General features: G+C 62.4%; 13 protein-coding genes. 8 read left to right on the forward strand and 5 right to left on the reverse strand.

Going from position 1 to position 14,521, the window contains the following annotated elements; genetic code table 11:
• Position 1 precedes the first annotated feature (1 nt).
• The 3 genes from AC02Y0_RS04620 (at position 2) to AC02Y0_RS04630 (ending at position 2,542) form a co-directional block, all read left to right on the forward strand.
• Positions 2 to 625, forward strand: coding sequence for a CoA pyrophosphatase (locus AC02Y0_RS04620; RefSeq protein ID WP_476382759.1), 624 nt, complete (start codon positions 2 to 4; stop codon positions 623 to 625).
• The gene (locus AC02Y0_RS04625; protein WP_476382760.1) at positions 622 to 1,878 is read left to right on the forward strand and encodes a CCA tRNA nucleotidyltransferase; all 1,257 of its coding nucleotides are present in this window, start codon (positions 622 to 624) and stop codon (positions 1,876 to 1,878) included. Before AC02Y0_RS04620 ends, AC02Y0_RS04625 begins: the two co-directional genes overlap by 4 nt.
• A gap of 175 nt (positions 1,879 to 2,053) precedes the next feature.
• Positions 2,054 to 2,542: a fasciclin domain-containing protein gene (locus tag AC02Y0_RS04630; RefSeq protein ID WP_102018075.1), complete on the forward strand. Its 489-nt coding sequence runs from the start codon at positions 2,054 to 2,056 to the stop codon at positions 2,540 to 2,542.
• Between the two features lie 53 nt (positions 2,543 to 2,595).
• Here AC02Y0_RS04630 and AC02Y0_RS04635 read toward each other — a convergent pair whose 3' ends face one another.
• The 3 genes from AC02Y0_RS04635 to hemF form a co-directional block, all read right to left on the reverse strand.
• Positions 2,596 to 2,796: a DUF1059 domain-containing protein gene (locus AC02Y0_RS04635; RefSeq protein ID WP_476382761.1), complete on the reverse strand. Its 201-nt coding sequence runs from the start codon at positions 2,794 to 2,796 to the stop codon at positions 2,596 to 2,598.
• Positions 2,797 to 2,922: 126 nt separating this feature from the next.
• Positions 2,923 to 3,198 carry a hypothetical protein gene (locus AC02Y0_RS04640; RefSeq protein WP_444556599.1) on the reverse strand — a complete coding sequence of 92 codons (276 nt, stop codon included), beginning with the start codon at positions 3,196 to 3,198 and terminating at the stop codon, positions 2,923 to 2,925.
• Positions 3,199 to 3,369: 171 nt separating this feature from the next.
• A complete protein-coding gene (hemF, locus tag AC02Y0_RS04645; protein ID WP_102018072.1) occupies positions 3,370 to 4,284 on the reverse strand; it encodes an oxygen-dependent coproporphyrinogen oxidase in 915 nt (304 codons plus the stop codon).
• Between the two features lie 152 nt (positions 4,285 to 4,436).
• On the opposite strand from hemF, the gene AC02Y0_RS04650 reads away from it, so the two are divergent.
• Together AC02Y0_RS04650 and AC02Y0_RS04655 are read left to right on the forward strand one after the other, a co-directional pair.
• Positions 4,437 to 4,697, forward strand: coding sequence for a hypothetical protein (locus AC02Y0_RS04650; RefSeq protein ID WP_102018071.1), 261 nt, complete (start codon positions 4,437 to 4,439; stop codon positions 4,695 to 4,697).
• A 153-nt stretch (positions 4,698 to 4,850) separates the two neighbouring features.
• A complete protein-coding gene (locus tag AC02Y0_RS04655) occupies positions 4,851 to 5,804 on the forward strand; it encodes a flagellin N-terminal helical domain-containing protein (RefSeq protein WP_476382762.1) in 954 nt (317 codons plus the stop codon).
• Between the two features lie 67 nt (positions 5,805 to 5,871).
• Here AC02Y0_RS04655 and AC02Y0_RS04660 read toward each other — a convergent pair whose 3' ends face one another.
• Together AC02Y0_RS04660 and AC02Y0_RS04665 are read right to left on the reverse strand one after the other, a co-directional pair.
• Positions 5,872 to 7,206, reverse strand: a complete 1,335-nt coding sequence (locus tag AC02Y0_RS04660; RefSeq protein ID WP_476382763.1) for a cell envelope biogenesis protein OmpA — start codon at positions 7,204 to 7,206, stop codon at positions 5,872 to 5,874.
• 184 nt (positions 7,207 to 7,390) lie between these two features.
• Positions 7,391 to 7,855, reverse strand: a complete 465-nt coding sequence (locus AC02Y0_RS04665; protein WP_476382764.1) for a tRNA (cytidine(34)-2'-O)-methyltransferase — start codon at positions 7,853 to 7,855, stop codon at positions 7,391 to 7,393.
• Positions 7,856 to 8,221: 366 nt separating this feature from the next.
• Between AC02Y0_RS04665 and AC02Y0_RS04670 the strand changes: the two genes are divergently transcribed.
• From AC02Y0_RS04670 to AC02Y0_RS04680, 3 genes are all read left to right on the forward strand, one after another.
• The gene (locus tag AC02Y0_RS04670; RefSeq protein WP_476382765.1) at positions 8,222 to 10,138 is read left to right on the forward strand and encodes an ABC transporter ATP-binding protein; all 1,917 of its coding nucleotides are present in this window, start codon (positions 8,222 to 8,224) and stop codon (positions 10,136 to 10,138) included.
• 257 nt (positions 10,139 to 10,395) lie between these two features.
• Positions 10,396 to 12,318 carry a HAMP domain-containing methyl-accepting chemotaxis protein gene (locus AC02Y0_RS04675; protein ID WP_476382766.1) on the forward strand — a complete coding sequence of 641 codons (1,923 nt, stop codon included), beginning with the start codon at positions 10,396 to 10,398 and terminating at the stop codon, positions 12,316 to 12,318.
• 194 nt (positions 12,319 to 12,512) lie between these two features.
• A complete protein-coding gene (locus AC02Y0_RS04680; RefSeq protein WP_476382767.1) occupies positions 12,513 to 14,435 on the forward strand; it encodes a methyl-accepting chemotaxis protein in 1,923 nt (640 codons plus the stop codon).
• Positions 14,436 to 14,521: the final 86 nt, after the last annotated feature.

Below are 14,521 nucleotides of genomic sequence, written 5' to 3' on the forward strand. Positions count from 1 at the left end.
GATGACCTTTACTGCCGAGGATTTCCGCCGCCGGGCGCTCGAACAGGTGGGAGCGCCGCTCGAGCATGCCTGGCGCGATCATGGCGATCATGTGCTGAACCCCGACACCATCCTGCAATACGAACAGCTGAAGCTGAAGGATGCGGCGGTGCTGATCGGCGTGGTCGACGATTGCAACGAAGCGCGGATCATTCTCACGCAACGCACCGACAAGCTGCGCAAGCATGCGGGCCAGATCGCCTTTCCCGGCGGCGGCATCGATGCGACGGACGCCTCTCCGGAAGAAGCGGCGCTGCGTGAGGCCGAGGAGGAGATCGGCCTCGACCGGCGTTTCGTCGAGACGGTGGGGCGCCTGCCGCAATATCTGTCGGGGACCGGGTTCCGCATCCAGCCGGTGCTTGCCGTCATCCAGCCCGGTTTCTCGCTGACGCTCAATCCAGATGAGGTCGATAGCGTCTTCGAGGTGCCGCTGTCCTTTCTGATGGATCCGGCCAATCATCGACAGGATAGCCGGATGTGGCAGGGGGCCGTGCGGCATTTCTACGTGATGCCCTTTCGGGAACGGCATATCTGGGGCATTACGGCGGGGATCATTCGCACGCTCTACGAAAGGCTTTATGCATGACCAATCTTGCCGATCGCGACTGGTTCCAGGAGCCCGGATTGCAGAAGCTGATGACGCTGCTCAACAGTGGCGGCGCGGAGACGCGGGTGGTCGGCGGCGCGGTGCGCAACAGCCTGATGGGGCTTGCCGTCGGCGACATCGATCTGGCCACCACGCTTCTGCCGGAAGAGGTGAGCGGACGGGCGGCGGCCAAGTGCATCAAGGCGGTGCCGACGGGCATCGAGCACGGCACGGTGACGCTCGTCATTGATGGCAAGGGTTACGAAGTGACGACGCTCCGACGTGACGTCGAGACCAACGGGCGGCATGCGCAGGTGGCCTTTGGCGCGACGTGGCAGGAGGATGCGGACCGGCGCGACCTCACGATAAACGCGCTCTATGTCGGCGTTGACGGCGAGGTGGTCGATCTCGTCGGGGGGCTGAAGGATATCGAGACGAAGACCGTGCGCTTCATCGGGGATGCCGAGCAGCGCATCGCCGAGGATTATCTGCGCGTGCTGCGCTTTTTCCGCTTCTTTGCCCATTATGGCAGCGGACGTCCGGATACGGATGGCCTGAAGGCCTGTGCGCGGGCGCGGACGCAGCTCAAGACGCTGTCAGCGGAGCGGGTGTGGAGCGAGATCAAGAAGCTGTTGTCCGCGCGTGATCCCGGCCGTGCGCTGCTCTGGATGCGGCAGTCGGGTGTGTTGACCGAAATTCTGCCGGAAACGGAGAAATGGGGGATCGATGCGATCCCCGGGCTGATCGCGGCCGAACAGGCGCTTGGCTGGGAGCCGGAGGCGCTGCTCAGGCTCTGCTCGATCGTGCCGAAGGATGCCGCAAGGCTCGTGACGCTGTCTGAACGGCTGAAGCTTTCCAATGCCGAGGCGCTGGCGCTCGACCGTTTCGCCCGGGCGCCGAAGCCGCAGGAGACGGTGACCGATGTCGCCTTCGACCGTGATCTCTATCGCTTCGGCAAGGACGGCATGATCTCTGTCATGAAGCTTGAGCTTGCTTCTGTCCGTGCGCGGGCCGAGGGCGACCAGAAGGCGATGGCCCGCAGTGCGCGGCTGTTTGCGCTTCTCAAGCGGGCCGAGGGATTTGTGCGGCCCGTGCTGCCGATCAAGGGTGCCGATGTGCTGGCCGCCGGGATCGCGGCCGGCCCCAAGGTGGGCGAGATCCTCGGCAAGCTGGAGGAGGGCTGGATTGCTTCGCAGTTCAACCTCAGCCGCGAGGACCTGCTGGCGCGGATCGAGACGCTCGCCAAGTCCTGAGGTTTCATGAAAACTGAGTGAGCCAATACGTTCGATTTCGCCATCGGATTTGCGGGCGGCCCTCAACAAAGAGTGTCCGAAGCTGCGCGATCCAAGGGCGAGGTGGGGCGCGTATCCCTCTCGGCTTCACATGATCGACATGACGTCGGTCTGGCCCATCAGAGGAGGGACTTCCATGAAACGCATCGCATTTGCAATTGTCGCCGCAGGCATGACGGTCGCCGCTTCCTCGGCGCAGTCCGCCAACATCGTCGAGACTGCACAGCAGGCCGGCAGCTTCAAGACGCTTCTCGCCGCGGCACAGGCTGCAGGCCTGGTCGACGCGCTCTCCGGCGGCGGCCCGCTCACCGTGTTTGCGCCGACCGACGAAGCCTTTGCCGCGCTTCCGGCCGGGACCGTCGAGAACCTGCTCAAGCCTGAAAACAAGGACCAGCTGGCCGCCATCCTGAGCTACCACGTGGTGGGTCGCGAACTGACCTCGACCATGCTGCCGGGCCGGACCATCCATGTCCGCACCATCAAGGGTGGTGGTGACCGTACGCTTGCCGTCTCCAAGTCAGGAGCGGGCGTGACCGTGGACGGCGCAAACGTGGTGTCGGCCGATATCCGCACGGATAACGGCGTCATTCACGTCATCGACAAGGTCATGCTGCCGAGCAGCTGAGCTTAGCTTTACGCGGAGCCTGTTCGTCGGGCTCCGCGCCTTGCCGGGTCAGGTCATCCTTGGTTGGCGGCTGCCGCCGGTTGGTCGTTGAGGATGCGTTCCTTGATGTGTTCCACCATCGAGGGCCGAATGACCTCTTCGCCGTGGGTGACGCGCATGTGCTCGACGGCGCGCCGCACCACTTCTGCCTCATCTTCGGCACGCGTGTGCCATTCGCAGCCTGGGACCAGGGTGCCACATTCGAAGCGTTTCATGATCGTTTCCTCCCGTGTCATGATGCAGGATCAAACAAGGGCTGCGTGCTTTTGTTCGGCTTCACGGCCAAAAAAATGCCCGCACCAGGTGCGGGCAGAGGCAACCGACGCGGTGGATTTGAAAATTCAGTCGGGCATGGCCCAGGCGTGGAAAACGGAGCGCGCTGGCTGACGCTTGCCACGGTGAGCGCCGCTCTCGATGTCGTTGGCGGCAAGCCGGTCGGCTAGATCCTTGCCGGCCAGACCGAGGCGCACCTGCTCGACGAAATAGGAATGGGGCAGGTCGACATCGCTCGACTGACGCATCTGTTCGGCCAGGCGATCGATGAGTTCGGGCGCCTGAAGTGCGCGGTCTGCGGGTTCACTGACGCGGGACACGGATACTGAGCTGGATGGGGTCATCGCAATCTCCTCCTCGATACTGCGTGAGGCCGCAGAATGGGCTGGGCGCGGGCGGAGCGCAATGCAAACTGTCAAGTAAACGACACACTTTGTCGTAAGCGGCGGGAATCACCGCTCATTCTTTTTCGTGAGCAAGCTGTGCATAACCTATGTCAGCGGTAACCCCTGGGATTAGGGATAGCGGACCAGCGGAGGCAGCGAGGAGAGGATTGATTCGACATTGCCACCGGTCTTCAGACCGAAGATCGTGCCGCGGTCGTAGAGCAGGTTGAACTCGACATAGCGGCCTCGGCGAACAAGCTGTTCCTCACGGTCTTCGTCCGTCCAGGGATTGTTGAAATTGGCGCGCACGATCTTCGGATAGACGAGGTTGAAGGCGCGACCGACGTCCTGAACGAAGGCGAAATTGGCGTCGAAGCCGCCCTTTTCTTCGTCTGCCGTCAGCCAGTCGAAGAAGATGCCGCCGATACCGCGGGCTTCGTTTCGGTGGGGCAGGAAGAAGTATTCGTCGCACCACTTCTTGTAGGCGGTGTAGTCGGCGACGGCGGGATGGCGTTCACAGGTGACTTCCATAGCGCGGTGGAAGAGGCGGGTGTCCGGATCGTCCTGGGTGCGTCGGCGGTCAAGCACCGGCGTCAGGTCTGCGCCGCCGCCGAACCACTGGCTGGAGGTAACGACCATGCGGGTGTTCATGTGCACGGTCGGCACATGCGGATTGACCGGGTGGGCGATCAGCGAGATGCCCGAGGCCCAGAAGCGCGGATCCTCTTCGGCGCCCGGCATCTGTTTGCGGAATTCGGGCGAGAACTCGCCATGGACCGTTGATGTGTGCACGCCAACTTTCTCGAAGACGCGGCCATACATCATCGACATGCGGCCGCCGCCGCCCTTGCCTTCCTCACGCTGCCAGTCTTTCGCAGTGAAGCGGCCAGGCTCGCGATCGGCCATGGGCCCGGACAGTTCGTCCTCCAAGGTTTCGAAGGAGGCGCAGATCGTGTCGCGCAGGCTTTCGAACCAGGCACGCGCTGCCGTCTTCTTTTCCTCGATGTCCTCGGGCAGGCCTTTCGCCAGTACCGGTCGCTCCATGTCGTCCCCCTCCACGTCCTCACGCAACTCTCTCAGGACAAACGAATATCAGGTGAAATCGCGGGCGACCATATAGGGGCGGGGGTGTCCCCGGAAATTCGACTCGCCTTCCGGTTTTAGCTGCATTAATCTTGGCCCATGCGAGGGATTTCATGATGAAGATGCCTGGCCCGCCATCGTTCAACGGCCTCAAGAAGCGCATCGCCGACCACAGAGCCGGGACTGCCGGGCGTGTGGGCGGGCAGTACGTGCGTGAGACCTATTGCCTGACGCGGGAAGAGGCGCGGGCCAAGGCGCGCGAATGGTTCGACACCTTCCCCAAGGCCGCCTACTGGACAGAAGTCGAGAGCTGGCGGCAGCTCGACGGCGACCAGATCGAGTTCACCATGCGGCGGCTGCCTTCGGCGGACTGAGCGGCGCGGACGTTTGAGGCTTTAAAGCGCCAATCGCTAAAATTCTAACTTTGGCAGAAAGCCAATTACAAAACCTGATCTCTAATGTGGTCGCCATACAGCCGGAATGATGCCGGCTTTGGATCGACATGACATGCGACACAAGGTTTTCTCATGAGTTCAGTCTGGCTCAATCCGTCCGTTGCTGGTGGCGCTTCGATGGCGGGAGCATCTGCGTCCGCGCTGGACCGGGTGACGAAGCAGCCCGCTGCCAAGCCGGCTGTCGAAACTGATCCGAGTTCTTCCAGCTATTGGTCGATTTCGACCACGATGCGCGCGGGCAGCCTGTCCATGGGCAGCGTGCAGGAGGCGAACGAGATTGCAGCCGCGGTTACGGATACCGCCGCTCTCGGGCTTGAGCAGGCTACCGACATCGTCGCACGCATTCAACAGAAGCTCGTTCTCGCCAAGACCGTTGGCGCCGATCGCGATGCGATCAATGCCGATATTTCCCAGATGAAGACGGATCTCGCAGCGGTTGTCGAGGAGAGTACGTTCAACGGCGACAACTGGCTGGCAGTCGAGGCCGGCGGGCGGCCCAAGGTCGCCTCGCTGCTTGCGTCCGTCACGACAGACAAGGACGGCAGCCTGTCGATCAATATGGTGGATTTCGACACGGCGAAGTCGACGCTGGTCTCGCGCCAGGAGGCGAAGGACGGCACGCTGACGCGGGCTTATGCCGGTACGAGCCTCGGTGGCGTTCCCTACAATTATTACCTCATGGACGCCCAGTCCCGCGAACCGAACGAGCCGGGTGCGCGCGAGATCAAGATCGACAGCCAGACGACGGGTGACGAGATCGACGGCATGATTTCATCGCTCAATCGGGTGATGATCGACATGGTCGGAGCGAGTGCCGAAGTGAGTGCGTTCCGCAACCAGGTGACGGGTGACAGCGTGCTTGCGCAAGGGCTGCAGGGGGCGACGGAGCTCGGCGTCAGCCGCCTGGTGGACACGGAACTCAACGAACAGAGCGTGCGCTTGACGGCGGAGAAGGTGCAGGATCAGCTGCAAGCCTCGTCGCTCAACATGGCCAATGTCTCGATGACGTCGTGGCTGAGGCTCTAAGCGTATCTCTCTGATCCGGAATCGAAAAGGCCCGCTTTGCGCGGGCCTTTTGCTGTCGGTCCTGTGTTCAGGTCTTGGTCCGAGGGCGCTTGGGTTTGCCGCGTGGGAGCGGGACCATGATCGGTGTCGCCGCCTTCTGGGCTTTTGCGGCAGGCGCGGCTTTCGCGGTCGGCGGAGGTTCCGCTTCGGCCTCCTCTGATGCCGCTGTGGCGATCGCGGGCTCTGTCGGCAGCGTTTCCGTTTCGGTGAGCACTGACGGTTCGGGTTCGATGACGGCCGGTAGCGGGGCGTCCTCGACCATTGCTGGGAGGGGCGCTGCTTCGACCGGCTCGGCCTGTGACGCAACCTGTTCGGGGATTGCCTCTTCCGCAACAGCTTCGACGACGGGTTCGGGCACCATTGTCTCGGCCACAATAGGCTCGGGCACGATGGTTTCTGGCATTGCTGTCGAAACCGGCGCTTCGCCCCTCAGGATCTCGCTGAGGATCTTGGTCACGGAGAGCGCCGTCGGCATGTCGGTGTTGGTCGAGTGACCGCAGAGGGGGACCTTGATGTCGGTCGCGATTTTCGGGCGCGAATTCATCTCGCCGAACCAGTCGAGTTCGCCGACGACGTCGACGACCTCGGTGAAGGCTTCCGGCATCTTGATACGTCCACCGAAGGTGACGACGCGGGCGGTGTTTACAAGAGTTTCAAGCCGGCCCGGATCGCTGGCCTTGATTGCGTGGAGGGCGTCCGCGATGACGCGGTTGCCGCGGGAATGGCCGGCAATCAGGTTAAAGGAAAGGGTCGGATCGGCGAGCAGGGTCGCCACCGTATCGGTATCGAGCCCGGTTTTGCGCTCGGTATCGGTGTCTTCGTCGCGCTTGCCATAGGCGCCGAGCTTGGGGCGACCGACGACGTCGTCGATCACTTCGAGATTGCTTCTGATGTGGCCGAGCCAGCCGAACAGGAAGGCGCCGCCGATCGCCTCGTTGACGATGTCGCCGAGGCCGTAGCCGGAGACGACGGCTGCAACAGGTGCGTCGATTGCGTCCGCGACGTTGCGGGCAAAGGCGGCCGCCCCGATGGCCGAACCGCCGATGCCGGCGACTGCCATGGCACGGACGTTGCGGCCACCGCGCAGGCGGAATTCCTCGACACTGTCACACAGGGTCAGCATGCCGCCGCCTGTGGGCGGAACGATCATGATAAGGCCTTCGGAGGCGATGCTGTCGCTGATGTAGAAGGTTTCATCGGCCGTAAGCGCCTTCACGTCATAGTAGAGGGCGTCGATACCGGTGTTGCGGAGCCGCCAGGGTTCGAGCGCTGCGTTGCGCATTGTGCGATGCCGGACGCGCTCGGGGAAGCTCAAGGATCGGGCGAACTGGGTAAGGCCCAGGGCGAATGCTGTCTCAAACATGACTCCATCTCCCATTTTGCTGCAATGCAACATAACGGTTTTCGGATAAATAGGCAATGCGCGAATGACCTCTGGCGCACGCGTTTTGAGAGAAGACCAAAAGCTCTTGACCTCAACTGCGGTTGAGGTTGCACGGTACCTCTGTTCCAAAGAGGAGGTGCTGATGACGTGGAGATTTCGAGGTTCAGGCCGGGAAGCGGGTCTGGCGCAGTGCTTCGCCTGCGATTATCGCGGCGGACATGGCGACATTGATCGAGCGATGGCCTTCGACCATCGGAATGATCACACGATGGTCGGCCCGATCGTGCACATGGTCGGGGACGCCTGCACTCTCCCGACCGAAGAGGAGAATGTCGTTCCGGGCGTAGTCGAAGGTGGTGTAGGGCAGGGCTGCCTTGGTCGAGGCGAGCACAAGGCGGCGGCCTTCCTCAAGGCGCCAGGCGTCGAAGCGCTCCCAGTTGACGTGTCGGGTCATCGCGACACTGGCCAGGTAGTCCATGCCGGATCGCTTGAGGTTCTTGTCGGAGAGGACGAAGCCTGCGGGCTCGATGATATCGACTTTCAGCCCGAGACAGGCGGCAAGCCTCAGGATGGTGCCGGTATTGCCGGGGATGTCGGGCTGGTAAAGGGCGATGCGAAGGTCGGACATGCAAGGCTCATAGGCGATCCCCGGCGGACGCTCAAGCATGGCGGGATACCACGGGTTTGCTCTGTGATCGGTCTGCAACAGTTGGCGCCGAATGTCGCGCTCGCGGGAAAAGCCGGCTGGCAAAAAACGCGCGCGCCCGCTAGAACGAGGCTCTGTTCCACACGCACCAGGGAGGGCCATCGATGGATCTATTCGGTATCTCGCGCCAGCCCCGATTTATGGCTGCTGCCGCCTGACGGCGTAACCCTCGCGTCTTTTTCCAAACTGATTCATCCTGCGGCCATAAGTGGCCTCAATCATTGAATATTCGCGTGTCCGCGTCACCTTTTTCCGGTGTCGCCTGCGCGCCATTTCTGGAGATTTTCCATGTTCTCGTGGTTCGAAAGCCGCCTGAATCCCTATCCGGTCGATGAACCGAGCCTGCCGCCGAAGGGGCTCATCGCCTTTTGCTGGCACTACACCAAGCCTGCGGGCTGGTGGCTGGTTCTGCTCGGGCTGTGCTCGGGTCTCATCGCAGTCGCGGAAGTGTTTCTGTACCAGTTCCTCGGCAATATCGTCGACTGGCTGTCGACGGCCGAACGCTCAACCTTCCTGCAGACGGAGGGCGGTACGCTCGCCTGGATGGCGGCCCTGCTGCTGATCGGTCTGCCGGTGATCGGGGCCATCCACAGCATCACCATGCACCAGGTGCTGGCGGGCAATTTCCCGATGATTGCACGCTGGCAGATGCACCGCTTCCTGCTGCGTCACTCGATGACCTTCTTCGCCAACGAGTTTGCGGGCCGTGTCTCCACCAAGGTGATGCAGACGGCGCTGTCGATCCGCGAAAGCGTGATGAAGATCATCGATGTCTTCATCTACGCGACGACCTTCTTTGTCTCGATGCTGGCGCTGGTCGCCTCCGTCGACTGGCGGCTCGGCGTGCCGCTGGTCCTGTGGCTGATCGTCTATGCGCTGATCCTGCGCTACTTCATCCCGAAGCTGCGCAAGCTTTCGAGCGAGCAGGCGGATGCCCGCTCGATGATGACCGGCCGGATCGTCGACAGCTATACAAACATCGCGACGGTGAAGCTGTTTTCGCATGCGGGTCGTGAAGAGGTCTATGCGCGTGAGGGCATGGATGCATTTCTCGGCACGGTCCACCGGCAGATGCGGCAGATCTCGCTGCTCAACATCTGCGTCGACATCAACAATGCCATCGTGCAGTTCTTCGTCGCGGCACTCGGCATCTGGTTCTGGCTGAACGGCACGGTCACGGTCGGCGCAATCGCCGTTGCCATCGGTCTTTCCATGCGTATCAACGGCATGTCGCAGTGGATCATGTGGGAAGTGGCAGCGCTCTTCGAAAACATCGGCACTGTTTACGACGGCATGGGCATGATGACGAAGGGCCACGACATCGTCGACAAGCCGGAGGCAAAGGCACTTGCCGCGCCGAAGGGCGAGATCGTCTATGACGCCGTGCGCTTCCACTATGGCAAGCAGAAGGGCGTGATCGAGGACTTTTCCCTAACCATCAAGGCAGGCGAGAAGGTCGGTCTCGTCGGGCGCTCGGGTGCTGGCAAGACGACGCTCATGAACCTGCTGCTGCGCTTCTACGATCTGGAAAAGGGCAAGATTCTGGTCGATGGCCAAGATATCTCGGCGGTCAGCCAGGACAGCCTGCGGGCGCTCGTCGGCGTCGTCACGCAGGATACCTCGCTTCTGCACCGGTCGATCCGCGACAACATCGCCTATGGTCGCCCGGATGCCACCGATGCCGAAATCATCGAGGCTGCGAAGCGGGCCAATGCCTGGGACTTCATCCAGGGCTTGTCGGACATGCAGGGCCGCAACGGGCTCGAGGCGCATGTCGGCGAGCGGGGTGTGAAGCTGTCCGGTGGCCAGCGGCAGCGTATCGCGATCGCCCGCGTCTTCCTGAAGGACGCCCCTATCCTGATCCTTGACGAGGCAACTTCGGCGCTCGACTCGGAAGTCGAGGCGGCGATCCAGGAAAGCCTGTTCAAGCTGATTGAGGACAAGACGGTGATTGCGATTGCGCACCGACTTTCGACGCTGACACAGATGGACCGGCTGATCGTGCTCGACAAGGGCCGGATCGTCGAAGAGGGCACGCATCAGGAACTGGTCCAGACCGGCGGCATCTATGCCGATCTGTGGAACCGCCAGTCGGGCGGTTTCTTGCCGGACCAGACAGATCCTGAGCAGGAGCTGGAGAAGACGCGCCGTGCGGACGCCGAGGCGAAGGCGATTGGCGATGCCGCCGATGAGGCGGCCGAGTAACGCGAGACGCGACTGCTCGTTGGATCATTCGAGACTTGGCGGCGGCGGAGCAATCTGCCGCCGCTTTTTTTGGCGTCGCGATTTGGCGACTGGCTCCCCGTCTGCGCCATCAAAGGTTGCGTGCAGTTTAAGTAATTTATTCATTGTTGATTCTTTAGAACGGTTTCATCCCGACCTATTGGACGATGTCTTGTCCTTACACCCTGGCGACCTCCCACGCCGGGTTGGGAATGCTTTTTCCTCTCCGGAGACCAATCATGTCGAATCTCAAGATCAAAGTTATCTTGCCGCTGCTGTTTGCTGTCGTGCTGGCTTTCGGCATCGGCCAGGGCATCCTCGCCGTCACCTTCATCGAAAACGTCAAGGAACAGGTGGATATCATCGGCCGCGAGCGCCTGCCGAGAACGCTGGCAGTGGCGCGGATGAACGCGACTTTCGCCGAAGTGCGTCGTGACTACTCGATGCTTCTCAGTGCTGCACCTGAGGAGTTGGACGCCATTGCTGCGGCCACCAAGACAGCGCTGTCAGATCGCGATGCCGCATTTGCTGCCTATGAGCCGATGATCACCATGCCGGCGACGCGCGCACGCTTCGACCGGATGAAGGTGGCGCTTGCCGAATATGACCGTCTTGCCTCGCAGATGGTCGAACTGAAGCGGGCTGGCAACGAATCTGCCGCCAAGGCGCTGTTTACCGGTTCCATGGCTGCCAGCGCCCGCGAACTCGTGAGCGTGATGGATGAAACGATCAAGGCCAATGTCGAACTCAGCGATGCCGCCATCGCCGAGGCGGACCAGGTTTCGTCGTCCGCGATCAACATCACCATCCTTGCCGTCATCATCAGCGGTGTGATTGCAGCCGGTGCTGCCTTCTTCAGTTTTGCGCGTGTCGTCCGTCCGATTTCGGCCATCACCGATTCGATGCGTGGTCTTGCTGCCGGCGACACCAAGACGGAGATCCCGTTTGCCGGCCGTCACGACGAAATCGGCGATATGGCCGCTGCCGTCGCCGTCTTCCGCGACAATGCGATCGAACGTGCCGCTCTCGAACGTCAGGCAGAAGAAAACCGCTCGCTGAGCGAAACCGAGCGCCAGGCACGCGAGGCACAGAAGGCCCGCGAAGCAGCCGAGGTTCAGTTTGCCGTCGACCAGCTGGCCTCCGGTCTGCAGCGCCTGTCGGACGGTGACCTCGTCGCCCAGATCAACGAACGCTTTGCCGATCATCTCGATCCGCTGCGTCTCAACTTCAATCAGTCGGTTGCCCGCCTGAAGGAGGCCATGCGTGCCGTCAGCGAAAACGCCCGCTCGATCGATGCCGGCGCCAACGAGATGCTGGCGGCAGCCGACGATCTGTCGAAGCGCACCGAACAGCAGGCGGCGTCCGTCGAGGAAACGGCCGCAGCACTTGAGCAGGTGACGACGGCCGTCAAGGACAGCGCAATCCGCGCCGACGAGGCAGGCCAGCTGGTCAGCCGCACGCGGGAAGGGGCCGAGCATTCCGGCGAGGTCGTTCGCCGCGCCGTTTCTGCGATGCAGGCGATCGAGAAGTCGTCTTCGGAAATCTCCAACATTATCGGTGTGATCGATGACATCGCCTTCCAGACGAACCTGCTGGCGCTGAACGCCGGCGTAGAAGCGGCCCGCGCCGGTGAAGCCGGCAAGGGTTTTGCAGTCGTTGCCCAGGAAGTGCGCGAGCTTGCCCAACGGTCTGCCAATGCGGCGAAGGAGATCAAGGCGCTGATCACGACGTCGGGCGAACAGGTCCGCAATGGCGTGAGCCTTGTTGATGAAACCGGCCGTGCGCTCGAGACCATCGTGCGCGAAGTGCAGGAGATCAACCAGAATGTTCTGGCTATCGTCACCTCGACCCGCGAACAGTCGACCGGCCTGCAGGAAATCAGCATGGCGGTCAACCAGATGGACCAGGGCACGCAGAAGAATGCTGCCATGGTCGAGCAGTCTACGGCTGCAAGCCATGGGCTGGCGCAGCAGGCGGGCCAGCTGATGCAACTGATGTCGCAGTTCAAGACGGACGAGGGCGGCTACCAGGCATCGTCGCGCGTCGCGCCGGCGACGTCTTCTGCCCAGCCGCAGCCGTCGCCCGCCCGGGCGCTCGGTCGCAAGATCGCCAATGCCTTCAAGGGCAATACGGCTGTCGCTGCCGAGTGGTCTGAATTCTGATCATCCGCATTCGACAACGAGACAGGGAGGGGCAGCGATGCCCCTCCTTTTTTGTTTGGCCACCGCACCGGGTGCCTGTGGACGAGGCGAGAATTGCCCTTCGGACCGTAAGGCTTTGTTAGAATTAGGATTGGCATGGAGGCTGTCGGTGTTTTTCCGTTCGCCTACCTCCATTTCAATTCAGGATTTCAGTGGTGCAAAATCTCAAGATCAAACTTCTTCTGCCGATCCTTTTCGGCCTGATGGTGATTGTGTCCCTCGGCCAGGGCGCCATCGCCGTCCACTCTGTTTCGGATATGGACGGCCAGATGGAAGCGCTCGGCGGACGCCTCGACCGGTCCATCATGATTGCGGACATCGATTCCGTTCTCGGCGAGGTTCGCCGCCTCAACCTGATGATCCTGACGGCCGCCACATCGGCGGAGAAGAAGACGCTGATCGACACGCTCGCAGGCGCTCGCGAGCGGCTGAATGCGGCGATCGCGCAGTTCGATGCGGTGATCGTCCTCCCGGCTGTGCGCGAACGGTTCGATGCGTTCAAGGCAACCGTTGCCGACTATGGCACGCTGGGTGAAAGCTTCGTCGAGCAGGCGCTGGCCTCGAAGATCTATCAGGCCAAGGAAACCATCGCCCAGATGGTGCCGCTCGGCGACGCCGCGGGGAAGAGCCTGCAGGAGATTATCGAGATCAACCGCGCGACCGGTGTCCAGGTCCGCCAGGAGGCCGATGCCTCGGCCACGCTGGCGATGCGTCTGTCGCTGGCCGCCGTTATCCTTGCTGCACTGATGGCGCTCGGTGCGGCCATTGTCTCTGTTGTCCGCGTTGCGCGTCCGATCTCGACGATCACCGGTTCGATGCGCACACTGGCGGCCGGCGACACGGAAACGGGGATCCCGTTTGCCGATCGCCGTGACGAGATCGGCGAGATGGCGGCAGCCGTCTCCGTCTTCCGCGACAATGCGATCGAACGCGCCACTCTGGAGCGCCAGGCGGAGGAAAGCCGCAGCCTAAGCGAAACCGAGCGCATGCGTCGGGAAGAGCAGAAGGCGCGCGAGGCGGCGGAGGTGCAGTTTGCCGTCGATCGGCTGGCCGGCGGTCTGCAGAAGCTTTCGGACGGGGACCTCGCCGTGGAGATCGGCGAGCGCTTTGCCGACCATCTCGATCCGCTGCGGGTCAACTTCAACCATTCCGTCGAGCGGCTGCGCGACGCCATGCAGGCGGTCGGCGACAATGCCCGGGCGATCGATGCAGGCGCGAGCGAAATGCTGGCAGCGGCGGACGATCTTTCCAAGCGCACCGAACAGCAGGCAGCTTCCGTCGAGGAAACCGCTGCGGCGCTCGAGCAGGTGACGACGGCGGTCAAGGACAGCGCGCTGCGCGCCGAGGAAGCCGGTGCGCTGGTCGGGCGGACGCGGGTGGGCGCCGAGCGCTCTGGCGAAGTGGTGCGCCGTGCCGTGGACGCCATGCATGCGATCGAGAAGTCGTCTTCGGAAATCTCCAATATTATCGGCGTCATCGACGAAATCGCCTTCCAGACCAATCTTCTGGCGCTGAATGCCGGTGTCGAGGCGGCCCGTGCGGGCGAGGCCGGCAAGGGCTTTGCCGTGGTCGCCCAGGAGGTTCGCGAACTGGCGCAGCGTTCGGCGAGTGCGGCCAAGGAGATCAAGGGGCTGATCAACACGTCCGGCGAGCAGGTCCGGAACGGCGTGGCGCTTGTCGGCGAGACCGGCAAGGCGCTGGAAGCGATCGTGCGCGAGGTTCAGGAGATCAACCAGAACGTCACGGCGATCGTTACCTCGGCGCGCGAACAGTCCACGGGGCTTGCGGAAATCAACATGGCCGTCAACCAGATGGATCAGGGCACGCAGAAGAATGCGGCGATGGTCGAGCAGTCGACGGCTGCAAGCCATGGTCTGGCGCAGCAGGCAACCGCCTTGATGCAGCTGCTCGGCCAGTTCCGCCTTGGCGAGGAGACGCAGCGCATGGTCGCGCCGCGGGTTGCCCCGGCCCAGGCTGATAGCCGGCCGCAGGCGTCGCCTGCGCGGGCGCTCGGCCGCAAGATCGCCAGTGCCTTCAAGGGCAATACGGCGGTTGCCTCGGAGTGGTCGGAATTCTGATTGCCGCAGGCGGCACACATTTGACATTGAAACGGGGCAGGGATGCCCCGTTTCGCGTTTTGCGATCGGCTCTCCATTCACGGGGC

The sequence above is a fragment of the Allorhizobium sp. nf9_anc genome, from assembly GCF_056323085.1.

Excerpts from the sequence above, each read along its gene's own strand:
- AC02Y0_RS04670 (WP_476382765.1), top strand. The coding sequence starts at position 8,222 with ATGTTCTCGTGGTTCGAAAGCCGCCTGAATCCCTATCCGGTCGATGAA.
- AC02Y0_RS04630 (WP_102018075.1), top strand. The coding sequence starts at position 2,054 with ATGAAACGCATCGCATTTGCAATTGTCGCCGCAGGCATGACGGTCGCC.
- AC02Y0_RS04620 (WP_476382759.1), top strand. The coding sequence starts at position 2 with ATGACCTTTACTGCCGAGGATTTCCGCCGCCGGGCGCTCGAACAGGTG.
- AC02Y0_RS04635 (WP_476382761.1), bottom strand. The coding sequence starts at position 2,796 with ATGAAACGCTTCGAATGTGGCACCCTGGTCCCAGGCTGCGAATGGCAC.
- AC02Y0_RS04665 (WP_476382764.1), bottom strand. The coding sequence starts at position 7,855 with ATGTCCGACCTTCGCATCGCCCTTTACCAGCCCGACATCCCCGGCAAT.
- hemF (WP_102018072.1), bottom strand. The coding sequence starts at position 4,284 with ATGGAGCGACCGGTACTGGCGAAAGGCCTGCCCGAGGACATCGAGGAA.
- AC02Y0_RS04655 (WP_476382762.1), top strand. The coding sequence starts at position 4,851 with ATGAGTTCAGTCTGGCTCAATCCGTCCGTTGCTGGTGGCGCTTCGATG.
- AC02Y0_RS04625 (WP_476382760.1), top strand. The coding sequence starts at position 622 with ATGACCAATCTTGCCGATCGCGACTGGTTCCAGGAGCCCGGATTGCAG.
- AC02Y0_RS04660 (WP_476382763.1), bottom strand. The coding sequence starts at position 7,206 with ATGTTTGAGACAGCATTCGCCCTGGGCCTTACCCAGTTCGCCCGATCC.
- AC02Y0_RS04650 (WP_102018071.1), top strand. The coding sequence starts at position 4,437 with ATGATGAAGATGCCTGGCCCGCCATCGTTCAACGGCCTCAAGAAGCGC.
- AC02Y0_RS04675 (WP_476382766.1), top strand. The coding sequence starts at position 10,396 with ATGTCGAATCTCAAGATCAAAGTTATCTTGCCGCTGCTGTTTGCTGTC.
- AC02Y0_RS04640 (WP_444556599.1), bottom strand. The coding sequence starts at position 3,198 with ATGACCCCATCCAGCTCAGTATCCGTGTCCCGCGTCAGTGAACCCGCA.